A 24,122-nucleotide genomic window follows, 5' to 3' on the forward strand; every position below is an offset into this window, starting at 1 on the left:
CAGCTCGCCGGGCGCGCGCTCTCCGTGAAGAGGTTGCCCGCGACCACATCGGCGGGACCGCTGAGGCGGAACCTCGGCCGGCGGGCCGTGGTCAAGCGCCCCCGGATCCCTTCCGCGCCCTGCCGGCGGTGCACCATGGCCGCCGCCCCGCCGGAGCCGGCGGGCGGCCACGCCGGAACCCCGGCCGACCCGGCCGTCAGGCCTTGCCGGCCTCCAGCACCGCCATCGCCGCGTTGTGCCCCGGCACCCCGCTCACCCCGCCGCCGCGTACCGCGCCCGCGCCGCAGAGCAGGACGTTGGCGTGGGGGGTCTCCACGCCCCAGCGGCCGGTGCCCTCCTGGGCGTGGGGCCAGGACAGGTCGCGGTGGAAGATGTTGCCGCCGGGCAGGCCCAGGTCGCGTTCCAGGTCGAGCGGGGACTTGGCTTCGATGCAGGGGCGGCCGTCGGCGTCCGTGGCGAGGCAGTCGGCGATCGGCTCGGCGAGGTGGGCGTCCAGCTGGGCGAGCGTGGACTTCAGCAGTTCCTCGCGCACCGCGTCGTTGTCCCGCTCGAACAGCCGCGCGGGTGTGTGCAGTCCGAACAGGGTGAGGGTCTGGTAGCCCTGCGCCGCGAGCTCGGGCCCGAGGATGGAGGGGTCGGTGAGCGAGTGGCAGTAGATCTCCGAGGGCGGCGCGTCGGGGAGCCGGCCCGCGTCGGCCTGGGCGTGCGCGGTGGCGAGTTGCTGGTAGCCCTCGGCGATGTGGAAGGTGCCGGCGAACGCCTCACGCGGGTCGACGGAGCTGTCCTTCAGCCGGGGCAGCCGCTTGAGCAGCATGTTCACCTTGAGCTGGGCGCCCTCGGCGTGCGGCGGGGGCGTGTCGCCGGTGAGCCGCGCCAGCTCCTCCGGGGAGGCGTTGACGAGGACGTGGCTCGCGGTGACGACGCCCTCGCCGTCGGCCGTGCGGTGGGTGACCTCGGCGGTGCGGCCGTCGGTCTCGATGCGTACGGCCTCGTGGCCGGTGGCGATGACGGCGCCGGCCTTGCGGGCGGCGTCGGCGAGCGCGTCGGTGACCGCGCCCATGCCGCCGACCGGGACGTCCCAGGCGCCGGTGCCGCCGCCGATGACGTGGTACAGGAAGCAGCGGTTCTGCTTGAGGGACGGGTCGTGGGCGTCGGCGAAGGTGCCGATGAGGGCGTCGGTGAGGACGACGCCGCGCACCAGGTCGTCGGAGAAGCGGTCCTCGACGGCGACACCGAGGGGCTCCTCGAAGAGGATCCGCCAGGCCTCCTCGTCGTCCACCGTGCGCCGCAGCTCCTCACGGGTGGGCAGCGGCTCGGTGAGGGTGGGGAACACCCGGCGGGCGACCCGGCCGGTCAGGTCGTAGAAGTCCTGCCAGGCCCGGTACTCGCGGTCGGAGCCGGTGAGCCGGACGAACGCCTCGCGGGTGCGCTCCTCGCCGCCGCCGACGAGCAGGCCGGTGGGCCGGCCGTCGCGCTCGGTGGGCGTGTACGAGGAGATGGTGCGGGTGCCGAGCCGGACGTCGAGCCCCAGGTCGGTGAGGATCTTCCGGGGCAGCAGGCTGACCAGGTACGAGTACCGGGACAGGCGCGCGTCGACGCCGGCGAAGGGGCGGGTGGAGATCGCCGCGCCGCCGGTGTGGTCCAGCCGCTCCAGCACCAGTACGGAGCGCCCGGCACGGGCGAGATAGGCGGCGGCGACGAGGCCGTTGTGGCCTCCGCCGACGATGACGACGTCGTACGTCCGGGACTCCTGAGCTGCGGTCATGCTTCTTCGTAACACGTGATGATCGTCCGCGGCCAGAGGGGACCGGGGGTGAGAGACCAAGGACCGGCAGCGAAACGGACTATGCGCCTCCGGCCAGGCCGTGTCCGCGCAGGGACGCCACCCTCCCGTACAGGTCCGCCGCCTCCTTGAGATGGCCGAGGCGCTCCAGGCAGTGGGCCTCGTCCTCGCGGGCGGCGAGGGTGTCGGGGTGGTCGGCGCCGAGGAGCCGTTCGCGGGCGTCGGCCACCCTCCGGTACTCGGTGAGCGCGTGCGCCCAGTCGCCGAGCCAGCCCAGCGCGACGGCGACCTCGCGGCGGCTGACCAGGGTGTCCGGGTGCTCGGCGCCGAGCACCCGCTCACGTAGGGCGGACACCTCGCGGGACTCGGCGAGGGCCTCCGTCCACCGGCCGAGCCGGCCGAGGCCGACGCCGACGCCGTGCCGGGCGCGCAGCGTCTCGGGGTGGTGGGGGCCGTGCACCCGGGTGCGGTCGACGACGAGGCGGCGGTACACGTCGAGGGCCTGCCCGGCGCGGCCGAGGCGGCCGAGGCCGACACCCACCTCGTGCCGGGCGGCGAGCGTGTCGGCGTGGTCCGGGCCGAGGACGCGGGTGCGGATCACGGCGACGTCCCGGTAGGTCTCCAGGGCCTCCTTCCAGCGGCCCAGGCGGCCGAGGACGTAGGCGACCTCGCAGCGGGTGACGAGGGTGTCGGGATGCTCGGGTCCGAGCACCCGGGCGCGCGCCTCGGCCACCTCGCACGCCGTGGCGTGGGCGTCCTCGAGGCGGCCGAGTCTGCTGAGGTTGAAGGCGAGATTGTGGCGGCAGCGCAGGGTGTCGGGGTGGTCGGGTCCCATGGTCCGCTCGCGGGCCTCCAGCACCGACAGGTACACGCGGTGGGCGTCGGCCGGGCGGCCCAGCTGGGCGAGGACGTACCCCATCTCCTGGCGGGCGGCGAGGGTGCCGGGGTGGTCGGGTCCGACGACGCGGATACGGGCCTCGGCGACGGCCTTGTAGGCGCGCAGGGCATCGGCGGGACGGCCGGTGCGGCTGAGGGTGAACGCAACCTCGTAGCGGCTGGCGAGGGTGTCCGGGTGGTCCGGCCCGAGCAGGCGCTCGCGTTCGGCGGCGACCTCGCCGTGCAGCTCGCCGGCCTCCTCCCAGCGGCCGATGCGGCCCAGGCGGAGGGCGGCGTGGTGGCGCTCGGCGAGGGCGGCGAGCACGGCCGGCGAGGGCGTGGGCAGGGGGTCGCGCGGCCGGCGCGGCGCCGGCGACGCGGACGGCGTTCACGCCGCGGCTCCAGGACGGCAGGCGCCCGGTGCGTCCCGCCGTGCCCGCCGGTCGTCCGGTGGACGGCCCGCCCCCGGGACCGGGGAGCGCCGGTCGCACGGGTGTGCTGCCCGGCGCGGACCGTAACTCCTGGATGCGTCCGGCGAGTTCGACGGCGCTGCCGGGGCGGTCGTCCGGGTCCTTGGCCAGCAGGTCGAGGATGACGCGCTCCAGCCGTTCGGGCAGTTCCGCGCGGTGGCGGCGGGGCGGCCGGGGCGGGGTGTCGCGGTGGCCGACGAGGATCGCCCAGGCGTCGTCCAGGTCGAACGGCGGCGCCCCGGTGGCGATCTCGTAGAGCACACATCCGAAGGAGTACAGGTCGCTGCGCCGGTCGACCTTCTCCCCGGCGATCTGCTCCGGTGACATGTAGTGCGGGGTGCCCATGGCGACGCCCGTGCCGGTGAGGCGGGAGGTGAAGCCGATGTCGTGTCCGAGGCGGGCGATGCCGAAGTCGCAGATCTTCACCGTGCCGTCGTCGAGCCGCACGATGTTGGCCGGCTTGAGGTCACGGTGCACGACGCCCTGGTCGTGGGTGTAGGCGAGGGCGGCGGCGACCTGCGCGGCCACCTCCACCACCTCGTCGACCGGCAGCGGATGGTGCTTGTTGTCCTCGAGGAGCCGGCTGAGGTCACGGCCCTGGAGCAGCTCCATGACCAGGTAGAGCACGCCGTCCGACTCGCCGAAGTCGTGCACCACGGTGATCCCGCGGTGCTGCAGCGAGGCCGCCACCCGCGCCTCGCGGCGGAACCGCTCGCGCAGCACCCGCCCGGACGACGGGTCGCGCTGCGAGCCGAGCGGGTCGAGGCACTTCACCGCGACCTGCCGCCCGAGCGACTCGTCCCGCGCCCTCCATACCTCCCCCATGCCGCCGCGCCCGATACGGTCCAGCAGCCGGTACCGGCCGCCGATCAGCTGTGTGCCGTCCCCCATGTCCTACGCCGCCCCCGTCGTAGTCCGTCCGGCCTCCCCCTGTCTCGTCCAGTATGGCGACAACTCGCCCGAGTTTGTACGGGGCCGGGGGACGGCCGGGGTGGGGTGGGGCGGTGGGTCAGTTGAGGGTGTCGAGGAATTCGGTGCAGGCCCGGGCGCAGACACGGCAGGCCTCCGCCGTGCGCTCGGCGCCGGGGTGTCCGTCGAAGACCTGGGCGCTCTCCAGGCACACCTGTCGGCACCACTCGACCTGCATCCGGATGGTGGCCTCGTCGGCCTGGTTCTGCTCGGACAGCACCCGGCAGGTCGCGTCGCAGACCTCCGCGCACATGATGCCCTTGCGTCGTACGAGTTCCTGGTTCTCGGCGCCGTCGGGGTCCACGAGGCCGGCCCGGGTCGCGCAGGCCCTGGCACACTCGGTGCAGGCCTGGGCGCAGGCGAACCGGTCCTCCAGGAACCGGAACAGCTCCTCCTGCGATGTCGTCGTCACACCGCGCGGGTTGCCGCCGTGCGGGGCGTCAAACCCGGCCGGTCCCCGTCGCCGCAGGGGACCCACGGCTCCCGCGGGCGGGTCCGGCGGGGGCGGTCTGGTTCGGGGCGGGGTCCGGGGGTACCCGCGGGGACATGATGAACGCGATGGAGACAGCCGACCTGGCGGCGGGACGCGGTGCCCTGGGCGCCGGTCTGGTGGTGGCCGGGATCGTGGTCCTGGCCCTGCTGATCGGCATGTTCCTGCTGGGCAGCCGCAAGGTGCGCGACAACGACTCACGGCGACCCCGGCCCGACGAGCAGCCCCGGATGCCCGAGGGCGGCCCGGTGCGCGAGGTGCAGGAGCACCGGGAGCCGGAGGCGATGCCCCGGACCGACGAGCGGCTGACCCCGCACGAGCTGAAGGGCCACGGCAACGCCGGCACCCGCACCGGAGCCGCCGAGGGACGCCCCCGCTGGGACGAGGGCGGCAGCGGAGGCTTCGGCAGCGGCGGGCCCGGCGCCCACTGACCCACGGACGGCCCCGGCGATCGCCGGGGCCGTTTTCGTGTCACCGGGGCCGTCGCCGTATCAGCCGCTTCGGCATCACCGCGGCCGTCGCCGTATCAGCCGCTGTCGTGCCGCCGGGGCCCTCGTCGTCTCAGGCGGCCCCGCCCCGGACGACCGGCCCGTTCGGGACGAAGCCGAGGTCGACCGGGGTGGCCGGAGCGCCCGACCTCCGCACCTCGGCCAGCAGTTCCGGCAGCTGCGGCGGCCACAACGGCTCATGGTCCGCGGCGAGTTCGGACGGCGACCACCACCGCCACCGCTCGATCCTGTCCTCCGCGTGCGCGGCCGTGAGGTCCCCGGCCGGTTCCCTGCGCGGGCCGTGGGCGAGGTAGATGTGCTCGTGCTGGCGGACGGGCACCCCGGCGCGGGTGAAGTCGTGCTCCCACAGACACAGCACGCCGTCCTCGATCACCAGGTCGGTCCACCCGGTCTCCTCCCGCACCTCCCGCCGGGCGGCCTGAAGCGGTGACTCGCCCGGTTCCATGCCGCCGCCGGGCATCGCCCAGTGCACGCCGACCTCCGGGTTGTCGTAGCGGAACAGGAAGACGGATCCGGCGGGGTCCAGCACCGCCACGCGAGCCGCTCGTCTGGGTGTGCGCATCGGATCAGCCTGACAGTGCCTCCGGGCACTGTCATTCGCGTTTCCGGACGTGATGCAGGTCACAGCGCTGTGCTGCATCGTTTCCCCCTCCCCAGTGCCTTCTTCCAGATGCAAGGGCTTGTACGGACACGGGGCGGTAAGGGATGCAGCGGTTTCGGGCCGACGGCTTCGACGAGTTCGTGGCCGCCCGCTGGTCGGCGCTGCTGCATGTCGGGCGTCTGCTCACCGGCGGCGACCGCCAGCGCGCCGAGGACCTGGTGCAGGAGTCCCTGGTGAAGCTGTGGTTCGCCTGGCCGAAGGTCGCCGAGCAGGCGCCGGAGGCGTACGTCCGTCAGGTGCTGGTCCGGCTCGCCGCCCGCTCGGCCCGCCGGCGCTGGTGGGGCGAACGCCCGGTGGGTGAGCTGCCCGACCGGCCGGGACCGGGCGACGTGTCCGCGGCCGTCGCCGAACGCTCCCGGCTCGAGGCGGCGCTGGCACTGCTGACGCCCCGTCAACGGGCGGCCGTGGTGCTGCGGTACTACGAGGATCTGCCCGAGGGCCAGGTGGCGCAGGCCCTCGGCTGTCCCGTGGGCACGGCCCGCTCCCACGCGTCGCGCGGTGTGGCGCGGCTGCGGGAGATCCTGTCCGACTCCGCCCGGCCCGTGAAGTGAGGGGAGCAGCGATGGACGACTTCGAGCGTGAGCTGACACGCATGATGCGCGAGGGCCGGGCGCACACCCCCTTCGACCCGGGCCACCGCACGCGCCTGTACGACGGCATCCGGGCCCGCCGCCGGACGCGGATGCTGGTGCGGGCGGGCGGTTCCGCCCTCGCCGTGGCCGGGCTGAGCGTCGGCCTGGCGCTCCTGCCCCAGCTCGGCTCCGGTCCCGCGCCGGCCGATCTGCCGCTGCCCGCGACCGGGTCGACGGCTCCCCCGCGCTCGGGCGGACCCACCGGCGCCGCGGAGCCGAGCTCGTCGGCGCCGCCGACGAGCAGTGTGGACTCCAGCACGCCGGGCGGCGACTCCCCCGCGGGGACGACAGAGCCGGCCACGGCTGACCCCAGCTCGACGGCCTCCGCACCCGTGTCCCCGGAGACGACGGGGTCGGGGACCTCCGAACCCGGCTACGACGGCACCCCGACCTACCCGCCTCCCAGCGGGTGACGCCACACGGGCGGCCGTAGACCCGCCCCCTGCATTCCCCTGCCTCTCGCACCTCGGACCACCCGACGGGCGTGCTTGGCATGCCCATACCAATACCAGCCCATCCCTCGACCCCAGGCGTACGCCGGAAAGGGACCCGCCATGAGAACCGCCCGGCGGCCCGCACCGCCCCTCGATCCCGGGCTCTCCCACTCCGATTCGGTCCTGGAGGTGGTCGTGCCCGTGCACAACGAGGAGCGTGACCTCGAACCCTGCGTCCGGCGGCTGCACACGCACCTCGCGGAGACCTTCCCGTACCCGTTCCGGATCACGGTCGCCGACAACGCCAGCACCGACCGGACCCCGTGGATCGCCGCCCGCCTGGCCGGGGAGCTCCCCGGCATCCAGTGGGTGCGCCTCGAGGAGAAGGGGCGCGGGCGCGCCCTGCACACCGCCTGGTCCCGCTCCCCCGCCGCCGTGCTGGCGTATCTCGACGTGGACCTGTCCACCGATCTCGCGGCGCTGCTGCCGCTGGTCGCCCCGCTGATCTCCGGCCACTCGGACCTCGCGATCGGCACGCGGCTCGCCCGGGGCTCCCGGGTGGTGCGCGGGCCGAAGCGGGAGATCATCTCCCGCTGTTACAACGGACTGCTGCGCGGCACGCTCTCCGTGGGGTTCACCGACGCGCAGTGCGGTTTCAAGGCGGTCCGGCGGGAGGTGGCGGAGCGGCTGCTGCCGCTGGTGGAGGACCGGGAGTGGTTCTTCGACACGGAATTGCTGGTGATCGCCGAGCGGGCGGGGCTGCGCATCCACGAGGTGCCCGTGGACTGGGTGGACGACCCCGACAGCCGGGTGGACCTGCTCCCCACGGCGCTCGCCGACCTGCGCGGCATGGCCCGGCTGGGGCGGGCGCTGGCACGCGGGCGGCTGCCGCTGGCCGCGCTGGGCAGGGCCCGGACGGAGGCCGCGTCCGTCGCGGTCCCGCCGCCCGGCGGGCTCGCCCAGCTGCTCCGCTTCGCCGCGGTGGGCGCGGCCGGCACGCTGCTGCATCTCGCGCTGTACGTCCTGCTGCGGCCGGCCGCCGGGGCCCAGTCGGGCAACGCGCTCGCCCTGCTGCTGTGCACGGTGCTCAACACGGCCGCCAACCGGCGCTTCACCTTCGGTGTGCGCGGACGCGCGGGGCTGCCCGCCCACCATCTCGGCGGCCTGGTGGCCCTGCTGGCCGGTCTCGCCCTCACCTCCGGAGCGCTGGCCGTCCTCCATCACGCCGTCCCCGGCGCCGGTCCCGGCGCGGAACTGCCGGTGCTGGTCGGCGCGAACCTCGCCGCCGCCCTGCTCCGCTTCCGCCTCCTGCGCGCCTGGGTCCTCCCCAGCCGTACGACAGAGACCTCCACCTCATGAGCAGCGCGACGATCCGCCACCCCGGACCGACGGCCCCCGCACCGCCCTCGCCCAGCCCTCGTGAGCGTCTGCGGAGTCTCGCCGCCCGCGTCGGGCCCGTGCTCGCCGTGTACGGCGTGCTCAAGCTGGCGGGCTTCGCCGTCTTCCTGGCGCTGCTGGACTCGGCCGGCGACTTCCGGGAGAAGCACCCCCGGTTCGGCGGCGGGGAGCACCCGTGGGACGTGCTGGGGAGCTGGGACGGCTGGTGGTACCAGCAGATCGCCCTGCACGGCTACGACCCCGCCCTGGAGCCCGTCCCCGGCGCGACCGGGACGACCACGCTGGAGGGCAACTCGGCGGCCTTCTTCCCGCTGTACCCCGCGCTGATGCGGCTGGTCTCGGAGGTCACCGGACTCGGCCCGTACGGCGCGGGGATGGCCGTGTCCGTGGTGTGCTCGTTCGTCGCCGCGCTCGGCATCCACGCCGTGACCGCGCTGCTGGGCGGGCGTCGGGCCGGGCTGGTCGCCGTCGGGCTGTGGGCGGTGTGGCCCGGGTCGGGCACGGAGTGGGCGGTGTACTCCGAGTCGCTGTACACGGCGCTGGCCGCCTGGGCGTGCTGGGCCGTGGCGACCCGCCGCTGGGCGGCGGCCGGGGTGCTGGTCTTCGCCGCCGGGCTGACCCGGCCGACGGCGTTCGCCCTGGTCGCGGCGCTGGCCGTCGCGGGGGCGGTCGCGGTGGTCCGGCGGCGGGAGGACTGGCGTCAGCCGCTGGCCGCCGTGGCGATCGCCCCGCTGGGCACGGCCGGCTATCTGGCGTGGGTGGGGTACCGGATGGGCGACTGGGGCGGTTACACCAAGCTCCAGGAAGGCGCCTGGGGCCACACCTTCGACTACGGACGGCACAGCCTCGACGTGCTGACGTCCGTGCCGGTGGGCCACTTCGACTATCTGTTCGCCATGCCCATGGAGGACGTCATCGGGGTCGGGGTGGTGCTGCTGGTGCCGGTGCTGACCGTGCTGCTGGTGCGGCTGCGTCCGCCGTCCGTACTGGTCGTGTACACGGTGCTGTCGTATCTGACGGTGATGGGCACGCAGCAGTACTTCGGCAACGTCTCGCGCTATCTGCTGCCGCTGTTCCCGCTGTTCGTGCCGCTCGCCCTGGCCATGCGGCGGCTGAGCGGGCCCGTGCTGGCCGCGGTGCTGGGCACTGCGGCGCTGGCGTCGGGGTCGTACGCGGGGTACGTGCTGTTCGAACTGGGCGTCCCTTAGGCCACCGGGTGGGCGGCGGTCCCGCGCAGTACTCTGAGGGCAGCCGCAGCCGGCCACCGGGAGCTTTCCATGTGGGGACGCAGGAAGCACGCACGTCGATCCGTCGCCGCCGTACCGGAGTTGTGCGACCTCTGCGGGAGGACGTTCCCTCCTGAGGAGGCGGTGTGCGGTCATGTGGCCGACTCCTCGGCCGTGCTCCCCGACGATCCGCTGCACGACGGTCTGCGCCGCGTCACCGCGTGCTGCGAGGCCCATCTGGAGACGGTGCGCGCCGCCTACCGGGAGCGGCCCTTCGTCCAGGAGGAGCTCTGGGCGGGCAAGATCGGCCGCGTGCTGACGGCCGGCCGCCCCGTCCTCACGATGACGGAGCTGGCCTGCCGTACGGGCCTGGACGAGCCCGACATCCGCAGGGCCGTCGCCTGGCACAACGAGCGGCGGCGGCGCGCCGACGGGTGACGGCCCGCGCACATGACCGCGGCCCCGGCCGGACAGGTGTCCGGCCGGGGCCGCGGGGTGTCACGGGCCCGTGGGTCAGGCCGGGGCCGGGGCCGCCGGGCCGACCAGTTCGGTCAGGACGTCCTCCATCGTCACGAAGCCGATGACCTTGCCGTTCTCGCCGACGGCCGCGGCGAGATGGCTGCCCTCCCCGCGGAGCGCGGTGAGCGTGTCGTCGAGCGGGGTGTCGATGCGGACCCGGGTGACCTTGTGCAGCGCGCTGCGCGGGAACGGGCGGTCCCGTTCGGTCACACCCAGGGTGTCCTTGATGTGCAGGTAGCCCAGGAGCGCGCCGTCGGGGCCGGTGACCGGGAAGCGGGACAGGCCTGCTTCGGCGGCCACGCGCTCCAGCCGCGCGGGGGTGACCGTGTGGTCGACGGTGACCATCTTCCGGGCCGGGACGAGGATCTCGCCGACCGGGCGGGTGCCCAGCTCCAGCGCGTCCCGCAGCCGCTCCCCGTCCGCCGGGGTGAGCAGTCCGGCCTCACTGGAGTCGACGACCATCCGGGCGAGCTGGTCGTCGGTGAACGCCGACTCCACCTCGTTCTTCGGCTCGACCCGCAGCAGCCGCAGCAGGACGTTGGCGAAGGCGTTGATGCCGAACACGAACGGCCGCAGCGCCCGGGTCAGCCACACCAGCGGCGGGCCGAGCAGCAGCGCGCTGGGCACGGGCGCGGCGAGCGCGACGTTCTTCGGCACCATCTCGCCGATCAGCATGTGCAGATACGTGGCGAGGGTCAGGGCGATCACGAACGCGATCGGGTGGACCAGCGCGTCCGGGACGTTCACCGCCTCGAACGGCGGCTCCAGCAGATGCGCGATGGCCGGTTCGGCGACCGCGCCGAGCACCAGCGACGACACCGTGATGCCGAGCTGGGCGGTGGCCATCATCGCGGACAGGTGTTCCAGCGCCCAGAGCGTCATCTTGGCGCGCTTCTCGCCCGCGAGGGCGCGCGGCTCGATCTGGCTGCGGCGCACCGAGATCAGGGCGAACTCGGCGCCCACGAAGAACGCGTTGGTCAGCAGGGTGAGCACACCGATGGCGAGCTGCAGGACGGTCATCGGGCCTCCTCCATGACCTCGTCGCGTACGGGGGCCGGGGCGGTGACGCGTATGCGGTCGGCACGGTGGTGCTCGACCTCCAGCACGTCGAGCCGCCAGCCGTCGAGGTCCACGGAGTCGCCCTTGACGGGGATCCGGGTCAGACGGGTGGCGATCAGTCCGGCGACCGTCTCGTAGGGGCCGTCCGGGGCGGTGAGGCCCAGGGCGGTGAGCCGGTCGAGCCGGAGGCCGCCGTCGGCCTCCCACACCTCGCGGCCGTCGTGCGTCGCCGGTGCGGGCGCCAGTTCGGGCACCTCGACCGGGTCGTGCTCGTCGCGCACCTCGCCGACGACCTCCTCCACGATGTCCTCCACGGTGGCGACGCCGGCCGTGCCGCCGTACTCGTCGATGACGACGGCCATGGCGCGGTGGGCGCGCATGCGCTCCAGCAGCCGGTCGGCGGGGAGGCTGTCGGGGACCAGCAGCGGCGGCGTGGTCAGCTCGGTGACGGGCGTGGTGGCGCGCCGCTCCGGCTCCAGGGCCAGCACGTCCCGGATGTGGACGGTGCCGACGACCTCGTCGAGGCTGTCGCGGTACACCGGGAAGCGGGACAGGCCGGTGGCGTGGCTGAGCGCGGCGGCGTCGGCGGCGGTGGCGTGCACCTCCAGGGCGCGGACGTCGACGCGCGGGGTCATCACGTTCTCGGCGGTCAGCTCGCCCAGGTGCAGGGTGCGGACGAACAGCTCCGCGGAGTCCGCCTCCAGGGCGCCCTCGGCGGCGGAGTGCCGGGCGAGCGCGCTCAGCTCCTCGGCGGTGCGGGCGGACGCCAGCTCCTCCGCGGGCTCCAGGCCGAAGCGGCGCACGAAGCGGTTCGCGGTGCCGTTGAGGTGGTTGATGAACGGGCCGAACGCGGCCGTGAAGGCGCGCTGCGGTCCCGCGACGACCTTGGCGACCGCGGCGGGGCGGGAGATGGCCCAGTTCTTCGGGACCAGCTCGCCGACGACCATCAGCACCACCGTGGACAGGGCGACACCGAGGAGGGTCGCCACGGTCGGGGCGGCGGAGCCGAGGCCGGCGGAGCGCAGCGGGCCGCGCAGCAGGGCGGCGAGGGACGGCTCGGCGAGCATGCCGATCACCAGGGAGGTGACGGTGATGCCGAGCTGGGCGCCGGACAGCTGGACCGTCAGGCGGCGTACGGCGGCCAGCGCACCGGCGGCGCCGCGCTCACCCGCGTCTGCGGCGCGCTCGAGGTCGGCGCGCTCGACGGTGGTGAGGGAGAACTCGGCCGCGACGAACACCGCGCAGGCCAGCGTCAGCAGCAGGGCGAGCAGGAGCAGCAGGATCTCGGTCACCGTGCCACCCCCGCTCCCTGACCGGCCGCGTGACGCGGACTGCGGGTGGTGGCACGGCTACTACTGGGAGGATCACCCATCGGGGGACCGTCGCTCCTTCTCGAACAGTACGAAGATGTGTGGAAGCAGAATGGACTGCTTCCACGCCAACTGTAAAGGACCCGCAAAACTTCCCGCTCGCACATGCCTCCTTCCGCGGGAGCGGGGGGCCGGCTTCCGCGGCGGGCGAAGCCCGGGGCTGCCGTCGGTTCAGCCGTCCCAGGTCCAGTCGGCGACCTCCGGCAGGTCGGTGCCGTGTGCGCGGATCCAGTCGTGGTGGCGCAGCCGGACGTCCTCCATCGCCTGCCGTACCGCGGCGGCCCGTACCGCCAGGCCGGGGACGCGGTCGATGACGTCCATCACCAGCCGGTAGCGGTCCAGGTCGTTGCGGACCACCATGTCGAACGGCGTGGTCGTGGTGCCGATCTCCTTGTAGCCGCGTACGTGCAGGTGAGGGTGCCCGGTGCGGCGGTAGGCGAGCCGGTGGATCAGCCACGGATAGCCGTGGTACGCGAAGATCACCGGCTTGTCGGCGGTGAACAGGCCGTCGTACTCGAAGTCGGACATGCCGTGCGGGTGCTCCCCGTGGGGCAGCAGACGGGCGATGTCGACGACGTTGACGACCCGCACGGCCAGCTCGGGCAGGTGCCGGCGCAGCAGCTGCGCGGCCGCCATGACCTCCAGGGTGGGGACGTCGCCCGCGCAGGCCAGCACCACGTCGGGTTCGCGGTCGCCGGTCTCGGTGCCCGCCCAGTCCCAGATGCCCGCGCCGCGCGCGCAGTGCGCCTTCGCCTCCTCCATGGACAGCCAGTCGAAGCAGGGCTGCTTGCCGGCCACGATCACGTTGACGTAGTCGCGGCTGCGCAGGCAGTGGTCGGCGACCGACAGCAGGGTGTTGGCGTCCGGCGGCAGGTAGACCCGTACGGCTTCCTGGCTCTTGTTGAGGATGTGGTCGACGAAGCCGGGGTCCTGGTGGGAGAAGCCGTTGTGGTCCTGGCGCCACACGTGCGAGGTCAGCAGGTAGTTCAGGGAGGCGATGGGGGCGCGCCAGGGCAGGCGGCGGGTGACGCGCAGCCACTTGATGTGCTGGTTCACCATCGAGTCGACGATGTGCACGAACGCCTCGTAGCAGGAGAACAGGCCGTGCCGGCCGGTGAGGAGGTAGCCCTCCAGCCAGCCCTGGCAGGTGTGCTCGGAGAGGATCTCCATCACCCTGCCGTGCCGGTCGAGGTCCTCGTCGACGTCGAACGTGTCCGCCTGCCAGGCCTTGCCGGTGGCCTCGTACACGGCCTGGAGGCGGTTGGAGGCGGTCTCGTCGGGGCCGACCAGCCGGAAGTCGCGGCGGTCCGCGGTGGCCCGCATGACGTCCTGGAGGAGGTCGCCGAGGACGCGGGTCGGTTCGTGCATGGTCGCGCCCGGCTTGTCGACGGCGACGGCGTGCCGCTCCAGCGGCGGCATCGGCAGCTCCCGCAGCATCAGCCCGCCGTTGGCGTACGGGGTGGCTCCGAGGCGGCGGGCGCCGGCCGGGACGCAGGCCAGGACGTCGGCGCGGGGGCGGCCGTCCTCGTCGAACAGCTCCTCCGGCCGGTACGACCGCATCCACGCCTCCAGCTGCCGGAGGTGGTCGGGGTTGTCGCGGACGCCGGGCAGCGGCACCTGATGGGAGCGCCAGGTGTTCTCGACGGGCAGCCCGTCGACCTCCGCGGGGCCGGTCCAGCCCTTGGGGGTGCGCAGCACGATCATCGGCCAGCGGGGGCGTTCGGCCGCGCCGTCCTCGCGGGCGGCGCGCTGGATGGCGGCGATGCGGTCGAGGGCGGTGTCCATGGCGCGGGCCAGCGCCTGGTGGACGGCGGTGGGATCGTCGCCGATCACGTGCAGGGGGTCGTGGCCGTAGCCCCTGAGCAGCGCGTCCAGCTCGTCGTCGGGGATGCGGGCGAGCACGGTCGGGTTGGCGATCTTGTAGCCGTTGAGGTGGAGGATCGGCAGGACGGCGCCGTCGTGGACGGGGTCGAGGAACTTGTTGGAGTGCCAGGAGGTCGCCAGCGGTCCGGTCTCCGCCTCGCCGTCGCCGACCACGCACGCGACGACCAGGTCGGGGTGGTCCAGGGCGGCGCCGTACGCGTGCGACAGGGAGTAGCCGAGCTCGCCGCCCTCATGGATGGAGCCGGGCGTCTCGGGGGCGACGTGGCTGGGGACGCCGCCGGGGAACGAGAACTGCTTGAACAGCCGCGCCATCCCCGCCGCGTCCCGCGTGATGTCCGGATACGTCTCCGTGTACGACCCCTCCAGCCACGACCCGGCGACCACCGCCGGCCCCCCGTGCCCGGGCCCCCACACGCACAGGGCGTCCAGGTCACGGGCCCGGATCACCCGGTTGAGGTGGGTGTAGACGAGGTTCAGACCGGGCGAGGTGCCCCAGTGCCCGAGCAGCCGCGGCTTCACGTGCTCCGGGCGCAGCGGTTCGGTGAGCAGGGGGTTCGCCATGAGGTAGATCTGGCCGACGGCCAGGTAGTTCGCGGCGCGCCAGTGCGCGTCCAGCGTCCTCAGCTCGTCGTCGCCGAGCGCAGCGAGATGGGGGTCCCCCCGGCCGGAGGCTGGGGGAGGGGCGGAGGCCTGGGGCGTGTCGACGGACATCGTGGTGTCCTTCCGCGTCGGGGGGTTGTGGGTGGGTGAGGGTGCGTGAGGGTGCGTACCTTGCTCACCTTCCCCGGGAGAGGGGGGTCGCGACAGGGCCACGTGGGCCATTGCGGGCGCCCTTCACCGCCCGTCCTCCCCGTGCGGGACCACGGCCACCGGGCACGCGGAGCGGTGGAGGGCCGTGTGGGTGACGCGGCCGAGGCGGCCTTCGCGGCGGCCGGCGCCGAGGACCAGCAGGTCGGCCGTGTGCGAGGCGTCGACGAGGACCTCACGGGCGGGTCCCTCGACCGTGCGGGTGTGGATCTCCACGCCCGCCGGGACGTACGCCAGGGCCGCGGGCAGTTCCCCGGAGGCCCGCTTCTCGTGCGGGCGTGCGGGCACGCCGGCGGTTTCGGACGCCGGGCGCCGCCAGGCCCGTGCGACCTCCAGGGGCACCCCGCGCCGGCGGGCCTCGGCGGCGGCGAAGCGTACGGCCGCCGGGTGTTCGCCGACGCCCACGACGATCCGGCCGCGCACCGGCGGCACCGCCTGGTAGTCGTGGCTGCCGCGCAACACCACCACCGGGCAGCCGGCCCGCGCGGCGACACCCAGGGCGACCGAGCGAGCAGTACCCCGGTAAGCCCGCGCGTGCCCACGACCAGCAAGGATGCCGAGCGCGCCGCGCGTATCAGCGCGCACAGCGGCTCGTCCGGCGCGAGCTCCTCCTCGACCCGCAGGCCGGGGCGGCGGATGTGCACCCGCCGGGCGGCGACGGCGAGGACGTCTCCGGCGGGCGGCGGCGGGACCGTCGCGCCTGGGCCCGGGTGCCGGTCGGCCGGTGCCGCGTGCACCAGCCGCAGCGGCACCCCGCGCAGATCGGCCTCGTCGGCCGCCCAATCGACGGCCCGCAGGCTCGGCGCGGACCCGTCGACTCCGACCACCAGCGGCCAGGAGGGGCCGGGATCGGTCATGGCGGTCAGTCGTGCGCGACGACGGCGACGGGGGCGGTGGCGTGGTGCATCACCGCGTGGGTGACGGGCCCGATGTGCGCGCCGACGGGGCTGCGGCGGATCCGGCGGCCGACGACGACCAGCGAGGCGTCGCGGGCGGCGTCGACGATCCGGACGGCCGCGCTGCCGGCGCGGGACTCCTCGGCGACCTCGACGTCGGGGAACTTCTCCCTCCAGGGCCGCAGCACCTCGGCCAGGGCCTCGGACTGCTCCACGCCCAGCTCGGCGGCGAGCGCCGGGTAGGCGGGGAGGGCGTAGGCGTAGTACGGCGGGACGGTCCAGCCGTGCACGGCCTTCAGCACGGCGCCGCGCCGGGCGGCCTCCTCGAAGGCGAAGGCGAGGACCGTGCCGTTCGGCTTCTGGATGTCGAGGCCCACCACCACGGGCCCGGCGGTCTTCTCGGACGTGGCGGCGCGGACGAGGACGACCGGGGTGGTGGTGTGGGCGATCACCACCATGCCGACGGAGCCGACGAGGAAGCCGCCGATGCCGCTGAGCCCGCGGGAGCCGAGGACGAGCAGGTCCGCGTCCTTCGCCACCTCGGGGAGCACCTCCATGGGGCCGCCGGGGATCTGTTCGGCGACGACCTCCAGCTCCGGGTGACGCCCCCGCAGCGTCGCGCCCGCCTCGCGCGGGAGGCGCTCGGCGCGCTCCCGGTAGGTTCCGTCGTCCATGAGGTCGGACTCGGCGATGTTCGCGGGGATCGGCTCCCGGACGTTGACCAGCCGCAGCGGCAGTCCGCGCAGCAGCGCCTCGCGGGCGGCCCACTCCGCGGCGGCACGGCTCTCGGACGAGCCGTCGTACCCCACGGTGACGGTGCGGAGCATGAAACCCACCTCCCGTTCCGGGACCCTCCACATCGGGCCCCTCCGCAGCCCACGATCCCGTCACGCCCGGCCCGACGGCAGAGGCCGCCGGTCCCCCACGAGCGGGCCGTTGGGCCCCATGCCCCGTGGCCCGCCCGGACCGGGTGCCGCGCACGGCCGGGGCCCGCCAACTCCTCGACGGGCCGCGGCCCAGGGGGCGCGGCAGAGGCGCGGATCAGCTCAGACCTCGCAGAAACCGGACGCCCTCAGCGCCTCGTCGACGGCCAAGGTCGGCGCGGCGACGCTGCTTCTCACCCCTGCGAGCACCACCCCCGTCGACGCTCGGGCGGCAGCCCCGTCCTCACGCCTCCGCCACGAACGGCTGTTCCGTCCAGATGATCTTGCCGGTCGCCGTGTGCCGCGTCCCCCACCTGTGGGCCAGCTGGGCCACGATCATCAGGCCGCGCCCGCCCTCGTCCGTGGTGCGGGCGTGCCGGGGGCGTGGGGACGTTCCGCTGCCGTCGGCGACCTCGCAGATCAGGGCGCGGTCGCGGATCAGGCGGAGGGAGACCGGGCCGGAGGCGTGGCGGATCGCGTTGGTCACGAGTTCGCTGACGATGAGTTCCGTGGTGAACGCCAGGTCGTCCAGGCCCCACTCCGACAGCTGCCGTACGGCGGCCGTGCGCGCGGTGCCGACGGCCTCCGGGTCGCTGGGCAGGTCCCAGGAGGCGACCCGGTCCGCGGGCAGCGAGCGGGTGCGGGCGAGCAGCAGCGCCGCGTCGTCCGGCGGCGGTCCGGTGAGCAGGGTGTCGACCACGCCCCGCCCGATCTCCCGCAGGGTGGGGCGTGGGACGGCGAGGGCGGCGCCCAGCCGGTCGATCCCCTCGTCGATGTCCCGGTCGGGGGTCTCGACGAGTCCGTCGGTGTAGAACGCCAGCAGGCTGCCCTCGGCCAGCTCCCGCTCGCACGACTCGAAGGTCAGGTAGCCGAGCCCCAGCGGGGGCCCGGCCGGCAGGTCCATGACCTCGGACGTGCCGTCCGGGGTGACGAGCACGGGCGGGAGATGGCCGGCGCGGGCCATCGCACACCGCCCGCTGACCGGGTCGTACACCGCGTACAGGCAGGTCGCGCCGAGGAAGGCGGAGCCCGCGGCGGCGGGTTCGTGGTCGTCGTGGGCGCCCATCAGCCCGATGACCAGGTCGTCGAGGTGGGCGAGGAGTTCGTCGGGCGGCATGTCCAGGTTGGCGAGGGTGCGCACGGCGGTGCGCAGACGTCCCATGGTCGCGGCGGCGTCCATGCCGTGGCCGACGACGTCCCCGACGACGAGGGCGACGCGGGCGCCGGACAGCGGGATGACGTCGAACCAGTCGCCGCCGACGCCGTTCGGGGCGTCGGCCGGCTGGTACCAGGACGCCACGTCCACGGCGGAGCCGCCGGTGAGCGCCTGGGGCAGCAGCGCCTGCTGCATGGAGCGGGCGGCGGTCCGCTCGCGGGTGTAGCGGCGGGCGTTGTCGACGGCCACCGCCGCGCGGGAGACGATCTCCTCCGCGAGCCGTACGTCGTCGTCGAGGAAGGGGCCGGACCGTTCGGTGCGCGCGAAGGTGGCCACGCCGAGGGTGACGCCCCGGGCGCGGACGGGCACGACCATGAGGGAGCTGTAGCCGTACTTGAGGATGGACGCGCCGATCGAGGGGTCCTCGGTGACCCAGGGGCTGGCCTCGCGGTCGAGGGTGCGTTCGACGAGGGTGCGGCTCTCCCGGAGGCAGCGGGTGACGGGCGAGGAGGGGGCGCGCCGGACGGCATCCCCGAGGGCGAGGCTGCCGCCGCAGCCTCCCTCCCGCGCGGACGCCTGCCCGGCGCGGCGGATGACCGGGGACAGGCCGATGGGTCCGGGCGCGGGCTCCTCTCCGCGCATCACGGTGTCCAGCAGGTCCACGGCGACGAAGTCGGCCACGGTCGGCACGGCCTCGTCGGCGAGCTCCTGCGCGGTGCGGGGGACGTCGAGGGTGCTGCCGATGCGGGCGCCGACGTCGTTCAGCAGGGCGAGCCTGCTCTGCGCCCGCCACCGCTCGGTGACGTCGACGACCATGTACAGGACGCCGACGGTGGTGTCGTGCCGGTCGGTCACGCCGAAGAACGACACGGAGACCGCGCGGGCGTCCTTCGGTTCCTCCTCCTCGCTGCGGAACTCCCAGTCCATGACGGGCTCGCCGGTCTCCAGCACGCGCCGCATCTGCTCCTCGAAGCGCCGGTACTGGGGGGTCGGCTTCAGTTCGGTGAGGCGCCGTCCGATGCGCCGCTCCAGGGGGATCAGCCGGGCGAGCGGCTCGTTCACCCACACGTACCGCAGGTCCGTGTCGAGCATGGCCAGGCCGACGGGCGCGCGGGTGAGGAAGGGGGTGAGCACGACGGAGCTGGTGCCGCCGCCGGGCATCCGCCAGAAGGCGCGTTTCGGCGGCTGTCCGACGTACCGGCCGAAGACGACGGCGGCGGTCGTCGCGGCGAGGACGCCCGGGACCATCTCGTAGACGCCGGTCCGCAGCGGGCCGAGCAGCGGGTTGACCGAGTCCCACGCCAGGACCGTGCCGGCGCCGGCGACGATGCCGGCCATGGCGCCGGCCGAGGTCATGCGGGGCCAGTACAGCGAGAGCAGCACGACCGGGCCGAACGCGGCGCCGAACCCCGCCCAGGCCTGGGCGACGATGTCCAGCAGCCCGCCGCCTCTGAGGGCGATCACGTACGCCACCACGATGACCAGGACGACGGTGGCGCGCCCCACCCATACAAGCAGCCGGTCGGAGGCTCCGCGGTGCAGGAACGCCCGGTAGAAGTCCTCGGTGAGGGCCACGGAGGACACCATCAGCTGGCTGTCCGCCGTGGACACGATGGCGGCCAGCACCGCGACCAGCATGATCCCGGCGACCCACGGGTCGAGCAGCAGACGGCTGAGCGCGATGTACACGGTGTCCGGGGAGGCCAGCGCCGGGGTCAGCTCGCCGATGCCGGCGAGTCCGACGAGGGTGGCGCCGGTGAGGACGAGGACCACCCAGCCGGTGCCGATGCGGCGGGCGGCGGGGACGTCCCGGGTGCTGCGGATGCTCATGAAGCGGGCCAGGATGTGCGGCTGGCCGAAGTAGCCGAGCCCCCAGGCCAGCAGCGAGACGATCGCCACCATCCCGAGCGGCCCCTGGGCCGTCCAGGATCCGTCCGAGAAGGCGACGCGGGAGCTGAACTCGCGCAGCGCGGGCTGTCTGCCGTCGAGGGCGTTCCCCAGGGCGCCGAAGCCGCCGAAACGCGCGATCGCGACGGCGGGCAGCACGACCAGGCCGAGCAGCATCAGCGAGGCCTGCAGCACGTGCGTGAGGCTCACCGCGAGAAAGCCGCCCAGGCACGAGTAGATGACGATCAGCAGCCCGGTGAGGGTGACGCCGACGGTGAAGCGCAGGTCGAAGACGGTCCGGAACAGCAGCCCGCCCGCCACCAGACCGCTGGCGACGTACACGGTGAAGAAGACGAGGGTGACGGCGGCGGAGACCAGTCGCAGCATGCGCGTGCGGTCCTCGAACCGCTCCTCCAGATACCCGGACAGGGTCACCGCGTTCCCCGCCCGCTCGGTGTAGGTGCGCAGCCGCGGCGCGACGAACAGCCAGTTCAGGTACGTCCCCACGGCCAGGCCGACGGGGAGCCACACGGAGCCGAGCCCGGCCGCGTAGACGGCGCCGGGGAGCGCCAGGAACAGCCAGCCGGACATGTCGCTGGCGCCCGCGGACAGCGCGGCGACCCAGGGACCGAAGCGGCGGCCGCCGAGGGCGAAGTCCTCGAAGGTGTGCGTGCGCGTGTAGGCCCGGATCCCCGTCCCGATCAGGGCGAGCACGTACAGGACGAACGTGGCGACGATCGGCGCGCTCAGCTGGAACATGTGGTCCTCGCCCGGAAGTCCCGCGATGTGCGGCACACCCTCGGTCCGGCGGGCAAAACATGACGTCGGCGCCAAATCTACTCAGGTCGGGCCACCGCAACCAGGGGAACGCCGGCGCCGGGGACGTCCGGCCGTACGGCGGAAGGGACCTTCGGCCCCCTCGGCCGTACGGCGGAGGGCCCATGCGCCGGGCGGCCGGCCGGGAGAAGGTGGCTGGAGGAGCTGCGGGGTGACGGCGGCGAGAGAACGCGTGGAGGCACGGTGGCCGGAGTGGTGGTCGTCGGAGTGGACGGGTCGGCGTCGGCCCTGGCCGCGGTGGAGACGGCGGCGCGTGAGGCACGGCGGCGGGGCGCGTCGCTGAAGGTGGTGCACGCGTTCATGTGGCCCGCGATGCACGTCCCGCTGGGCCCTTCGCCCCTCGGTCCGCCCGAGGGCGGGCTGCGGACCATGGTGGAGCGGCTGCTGGCGGAGGCCGTGGAGCGCGCCGAGGCCACGGAGCCCGGGCTGGAGGTCGCCGGCTCGGTGGTGACGGGTGAGGCGCTCACCGTCCTGGAGGGGCAGTCCCGCGCCGCCGAGCTGGTGGTGGTCGGATCCCGCGGCATGGGCGGGTTCGTCGGCCTGATGGTCGGCTCCACGGCCGTGCATCTCGCGGCCCACGGGAAGTGTCCGGTGCTGGTGGTGCGTGGCGAGGTGCGCACTGAGGGTCCCGTGGTGGTGGGCGTCGACGGTTCCGCCGCCGGGGAGCGGGCGCTGGACTTCGCCTTCCAGGAGGCCGAGTTGCGCGGGACGACGCTGGTGGCCGTGCACGCCTGGACCGCGTGGAACGCGCCCCTGCCGGAGCCGCAGGACCCCGCGGAGCCGTACGCGAACCCGGCGGGCGCCCTCGCGGAGGCGGAGGAACGGCTGCTGGCGGAGGCGCTGGCGGGCCACCGCGAGCTGCGTCCGGGCGTCGTGGTGGAGCCGAAGGTGGTCCACGGCCCCACCCGCGAGGCCCTCATCGAAGCCGCGCAGGGCGCCCAGCTGACGGTGGTCGGCGCGCGCGGGCGCGGCGGCTTCACGGGTCTGCTGCTGGGGTCGGTCAGCCAGGCGCTGCTGCATCACGCGCCGTCGCCGGTGGCGGTGGTGCGGGGGGCTTAGTCTCGGCCTCTCCTCACGTGCATGCGTCAGGCCCGGGGCGCCTCACAGGCGCCCCGGGCCTGACGTGGGCCGGGAGGCCGCGCCTCACTTGCCCCGCAGCGCGGCGAGCGCACCGTCGAGGTTGGTCCCGCGCGGGCGGTTGTGCGGCATCTTGCCGAGGACGACCGCCATGCCGCAGGTGTCGGTGAGGGCGGAGAAGACCAGGCCGCCCGCGATGGCCGCGGAGAGGAGCTGGAACGCCGGGTGCACCAGCAGTCCGAGCGCCAGGCCGAGCAGCACCAGCGTGCCGGCGGTGAAGCGCACCTGGCGTTCCATGCCCCACACCGCGCGGGTGTCGCAGGCCTCGGGACGCTCCAGGTTCTGCCCCTCGGCCGCCCAGGCGTTGGTGCCTCCGGCGAGGGAGGCGGCGGGCACGCCCTCGGCGGCGATGGCGCCGGACGCCTTCTCCGAGCGCGCCCCGGAGGCGCACACGACGAGGAGGCCGCCGCGCTCGGCGGCCTGCCTGATCTCGGGCAGGGCGCGCTTGACCTGGTCCAGGGGGACGTTCACGGCGCCGGGCAGGTGCCCGGTGGCGTACTCGGCGGGGGTGCGGACGTCGATGACGGTGAAGTCGTCCAGCCGGGCGGCGGCCTGGGCGACGGTGAGGGTGTCCGGGGTGACGGGGGAGGTCATGGCGGGTGTGTGATCCTTCTCTGTCGGCGATCGGTGGGGGGTGGCGGTCGGTCGACGGATTGGCGGAAGCGGACGTAGAGTACCCCACGGGGTATTTCGTCAGGGAGTGGACGTGGACTTGGATCTCGCGGGCGCGGAGCTGAAATCCGTGCTGAACAGGCTGCGCCGGGCGCAGGGTCAGATCTCCGGCGTGATCCGGATGATCGAGGAGGGCCGCGACTGCGAGGACGTGATCACCCAGCTCGCGGCGGCGTCCCGCGCCCTGGACCGGGCCGGGTTCGCGATCATCGCCACGGGCCTGCAGAAGTGCGTGGCGGACATCGAGTCCGGCCGCGCGAACGGGGAGAACGGCGAGAGCGCGGAGGAGATGCGGGCGCGCCTGGAGAAGCTGTTCCTGTCCCTGGCCTGACGCCCGTCCCCGTACGGCACGCACCCCGAGGCCGCTCGCCCCGCACGGCGCGCGGCCTCATGACGTCACCGCGTCGGCCAGCATGACCAGGGCCACCGCCAGCAGCACCACCGCGAAGATCCGGCGCAGCGCGCCGCCGGAGAGCTTCGCCGACAGCCGCCGGCCGTCCAGCGCCCCGAGCACGGCGGCCCCCGCGAAGGGTCCGACGACGGCCCAGTCCAGACCCTCCAGCGTGCCGGCGCGCAGGAGCAGGGCGGCGAGGGCGTTGACGGTGATGACGAGCAGGCTGGTGCCGACCGCCTCCCGCATGCGCAGGCCGACGCCGTGCACCAGCGCCGGTACGGCGAGGAAGCCGCCGCCGACGCCGAGGACGCCGGTGACCGCGCCGAGCCCCGCTCCCGCGCCGGCCGCCCGGCCCGCCTCCGCGTCGAACGACCGGGCGCGCAGCCCGGAGCATGCGGAGCGCGGCGACGGCCGCCACGACGGCGAAGCCGACCGTGAGCGCGGCCGCGGGCAGCCGGGCGGAGAGGCCGGCGCCCAGCAGGGCGGGTCCGGTCCCGGCGGCCGCGAAGAGCAGTCCGGTGCGCAGCCGTACGTGTCCGTCGCGGCTGTGCGCGAGCAGCGCGGTGAACGAGGTGACGGCCACGATCAGCAGGCTCGCGGTGGTGGCCGCGACCGGGGAGAGGCCGAGCAGGTAGATCAGGGCGGGGACGGCGAGGATGCTGCCGCCGCCTCCGAGGGCGCCGAGCGCGAGGCCGGTCAGGGCCCCGGCGGCCAGGGCGAGGAGGAGCAGGCTCACGAGACGCTGCCGTCCCTGCCGTGCGCGTCGACGACCGGCAGTCCGGCGTCGGCCCAGTCCCGCATGCCGCCGGTCACGTCCACGGCGTCGGCGCCGCGCTCGGCGAGCAGGGCGGCGGCCTGGCGTGACCGGTTGCCCGACCGGCAGATGACGATCAGGGGCGCGCCCCGGGCGGCGTCGGGGAGCGGGGCCCCGGCGGCGAGGGCGGACAGCGGGAGGTGGACGGCGCGGGGCGCGTGGCCCGCCTGCCATTCGTGGAGTTCGCGGACGTCGAGCAGGACGGCGTCGCCGTGCGCGTCGCCCGCAGGCGTGTGTCCGGTGCGTGCGGCGGCCTCGGGGACGCCGACGCGTCCCGGTAGGCGGCGCTGATGTGGTGCGTTCATAGGTGCGTACGCCG

Annotated in this window: 18 protein-coding genes and 3 pseudogenes; 8 read left to right on the plus strand and 13 right to left on the minus strand. The window is 74.5% G+C overall.

Annotation, left to right across the window (positions count from 1 at the left end):
- Positions 1 to 196 precede the first annotated feature (196 nt).
- The 3 genes and pseudogenes from AY578_RS02450 to AY578_RS02460 form a co-directional block, all read right to left on the minus strand.
- Positions 197 to 1,765, minus strand: a complete 1,569-nt coding sequence (locus AY578_RS02450; protein WP_258901908.1) for a phytoene desaturase family protein — start codon at positions 1,763 to 1,765, stop codon at positions 197 to 199.
- 79 nt (positions 1,766 to 1,844) lie between these two features.
- A pseudogene (locus AY578_RS02455) lies at positions 1,845 to 4,020 on the minus strand (serine/threonine-protein kinase).
- 118 nt (positions 4,021 to 4,138) lie between these two features.
- Positions 4,139 to 4,510: a four-helix bundle copper-binding protein gene (locus AY578_RS02460; protein ID WP_019526812.1), complete on the minus strand. Its 372-nt coding sequence runs from the start codon at positions 4,508 to 4,510 to the stop codon at positions 4,139 to 4,141.
- A gap of 146 nt (positions 4,511 to 4,656) precedes the next feature.
- Between AY578_RS02460 and AY578_RS02465 the strand changes: the two genes are divergently transcribed.
- On the plus strand, positions 4,657 to 5,019 hold the full coding sequence (locus AY578_RS02465) for a DUF6479 family protein (protein WP_037779262.1): 363 nt from the start codon (positions 4,657 to 4,659) through the stop codon (positions 5,017 to 5,019).
- 130 nt (positions 5,020 to 5,149) lie between these two features.
- Here AY578_RS02465 and AY578_RS02470 read toward each other — a convergent pair whose 3' ends face one another.
- Complete coding sequence (locus AY578_RS02470) at positions 5,150 to 5,659, minus strand: NUDIX hydrolase (RefSeq protein WP_026244125.1); 510 nt, start codon at positions 5,657 to 5,659, stop codon at positions 5,150 to 5,152.
- Between the two features lie 143 nt (positions 5,660 to 5,802).
- Between AY578_RS02470 and AY578_RS02475 the strand changes: the two genes are divergently transcribed.
- The 5 genes from AY578_RS02475 to AY578_RS02495 all read left to right on the plus strand — a co-directional run bounded on the left by AY578_RS02475 (position 5,803) and on the right by AY578_RS02495 (position 9,886).
- On the plus strand, positions 5,803 to 6,309 hold the full coding sequence (locus AY578_RS02475; protein ID WP_019526815.1) for a SigE family RNA polymerase sigma factor: 507 nt from the start codon (positions 5,803 to 5,805) through the stop codon (positions 6,307 to 6,309).
- 11 nt (positions 6,310 to 6,320) lie between these two features.
- Positions 6,321 to 6,803, plus strand: a complete 483-nt coding sequence (locus AY578_RS02480) for a hypothetical protein (RefSeq protein ID WP_019526816.1) — start codon at positions 6,321 to 6,323, stop codon at positions 6,801 to 6,803.
- 141 nt (positions 6,804 to 6,944) lie between these two features.
- On the plus strand, positions 6,945 to 8,183 hold the full coding sequence (locus AY578_RS02485; RefSeq protein ID WP_028960309.1) for a glycosyltransferase: 1,239 nt from the start codon (positions 6,945 to 6,947) through the stop codon (positions 8,181 to 8,183).
- Entirely contained in the window at positions 8,180 to 9,430 is a 1,251-nt protein-coding gene (locus tag AY578_RS02490) for a putative hexosyltransferase (RefSeq protein WP_136237259.1), read from the plus strand. The genes AY578_RS02485 and AY578_RS02490 overlap by 4 nt, the downstream gene beginning before the upstream one ends.
- A 69-nt stretch (positions 9,431 to 9,499) precedes the next feature.
- A complete protein-coding gene (locus tag AY578_RS02495) occupies positions 9,500 to 9,886 on the plus strand; it encodes a hypothetical protein (protein WP_026244127.1) in 387 nt (128 codons plus the stop codon).
- A 75-nt stretch (positions 9,887 to 9,961) separates the two neighbouring features.
- Here AY578_RS02495 and AY578_RS02500 read toward each other — a convergent pair whose 3' ends face one another.
- The 6 genes and pseudogenes from AY578_RS02500 to putP all read right to left on the minus strand — a co-directional run bounded on the left by AY578_RS02500 (position 9,962) and on the right by putP (position 20,708).
- Positions 9,962 to 10,987 (minus strand): hemolysin family protein, encoded by a 1,026-nt coding sequence (locus AY578_RS02500; RefSeq protein WP_019526820.1) that lies wholly within the window; start codon positions 10,985 to 10,987, stop codon positions 9,962 to 9,964.
- Positions 10,984 to 12,318 carry a hemolysin family protein gene (locus AY578_RS02505; protein WP_019526821.1) on the minus strand — a complete coding sequence of 445 codons (1,335 nt, stop codon included), beginning with the start codon at positions 12,316 to 12,318 and terminating at the stop codon, positions 10,984 to 10,986. Before AY578_RS02505 ends, AY578_RS02500 begins: the two co-directional genes overlap by 4 nt.
- Before the next feature lie 249 nt (positions 12,319 to 12,567).
- A complete protein-coding gene (locus AY578_RS02510) occupies positions 12,568 to 14,991 on the minus strand; it encodes a phosphoketolase family protein (RefSeq protein ID WP_136237260.1) in 2,424 nt (807 codons plus the stop codon).
- A 123-nt stretch (positions 14,992 to 15,114) separates the two neighbouring features.
- A pseudogene (locus tag AY578_RS02515) lies at positions 15,115 to 15,944 on the minus strand (universal stress protein).
- 5 nt (positions 15,945 to 15,949) lie between these two features.
- Positions 15,950 to 16,810, minus strand: coding sequence for a universal stress protein (locus AY578_RS02520; RefSeq protein WP_168713352.1), 861 nt, complete (start codon positions 16,808 to 16,810; stop codon positions 15,950 to 15,952).
- A gap of 340 nt (positions 16,811 to 17,150) precedes the next feature.
- Positions 17,151 to 20,708: a sodium/proline symporter PutP gene (gene putP / locus AY578_RS02525; protein WP_136237263.1), complete on the minus strand. Its 3,558-nt coding sequence runs from the start codon at positions 20,706 to 20,708 to the stop codon at positions 17,151 to 17,153.
- A 261-nt stretch (positions 20,709 to 20,969) separates the two neighbouring features.
- On the opposite strand from putP, the gene AY578_RS02530 reads away from it, so the two are divergent.
- On the plus strand, positions 20,970 to 21,845 hold the full coding sequence (locus tag AY578_RS02530; RefSeq protein ID WP_026244129.1) for a universal stress protein: 876 nt from the start codon (positions 20,970 to 20,972) through the stop codon (positions 21,843 to 21,845).
- 84 nt (positions 21,846 to 21,929) lie between these two features.
- On the opposite strand, the gene AY578_RS02535 is transcribed toward AY578_RS02530, so the two are convergent.
- The gene (locus tag AY578_RS02535; protein WP_019526828.1) at positions 21,930 to 22,517 is read right to left on the minus strand and encodes a rhodanese-like domain-containing protein; all 588 of its coding nucleotides are present in this window, start codon (positions 22,515 to 22,517) and stop codon (positions 21,930 to 21,932) included.
- A gap of 112 nt (positions 22,518 to 22,629) precedes the next feature.
- Between AY578_RS02535 and AY578_RS02540 the strand changes: the two genes are divergently transcribed.
- Positions 22,630 to 22,926, plus strand: a complete 297-nt coding sequence (locus AY578_RS02540) for a metal-sensitive transcriptional regulator (protein ID WP_019526829.1) — start codon at positions 22,630 to 22,632, stop codon at positions 22,924 to 22,926.
- A gap of 57 nt (positions 22,927 to 22,983) precedes the next feature.
- Here the strand turns inward: AY578_RS02540 and AY578_RS02545 are convergent.
- Positions 22,984 to 23,725 (minus strand): annotated as a pseudogene (locus AY578_RS02545) (sulfite exporter TauE/SafE family protein).
- The gene (locus AY578_RS02550; protein WP_019526831.1) at positions 23,722 to 24,108 is read right to left on the minus strand and encodes a rhodanese-like domain-containing protein; all 387 of its coding nucleotides are present in this window, start codon (positions 24,106 to 24,108) and stop codon (positions 23,722 to 23,724) included. The pseudogene AY578_RS02545 and the gene AY578_RS02550 overlap by 4 nt, the downstream one beginning before the upstream one ends.
- Positions 24,109 to 24,122 lie beyond the last annotated feature (14 nt).

This window comes from Streptomyces thermocarboxydus, from assembly GCF_024760485.1.
In the GTDB taxonomy this organism is placed as follows: domain Bacteria; phylum Actinomycetota; class Actinomycetes; order Streptomycetales; family Streptomycetaceae; genus Streptomyces; species Streptomyces cellulosae.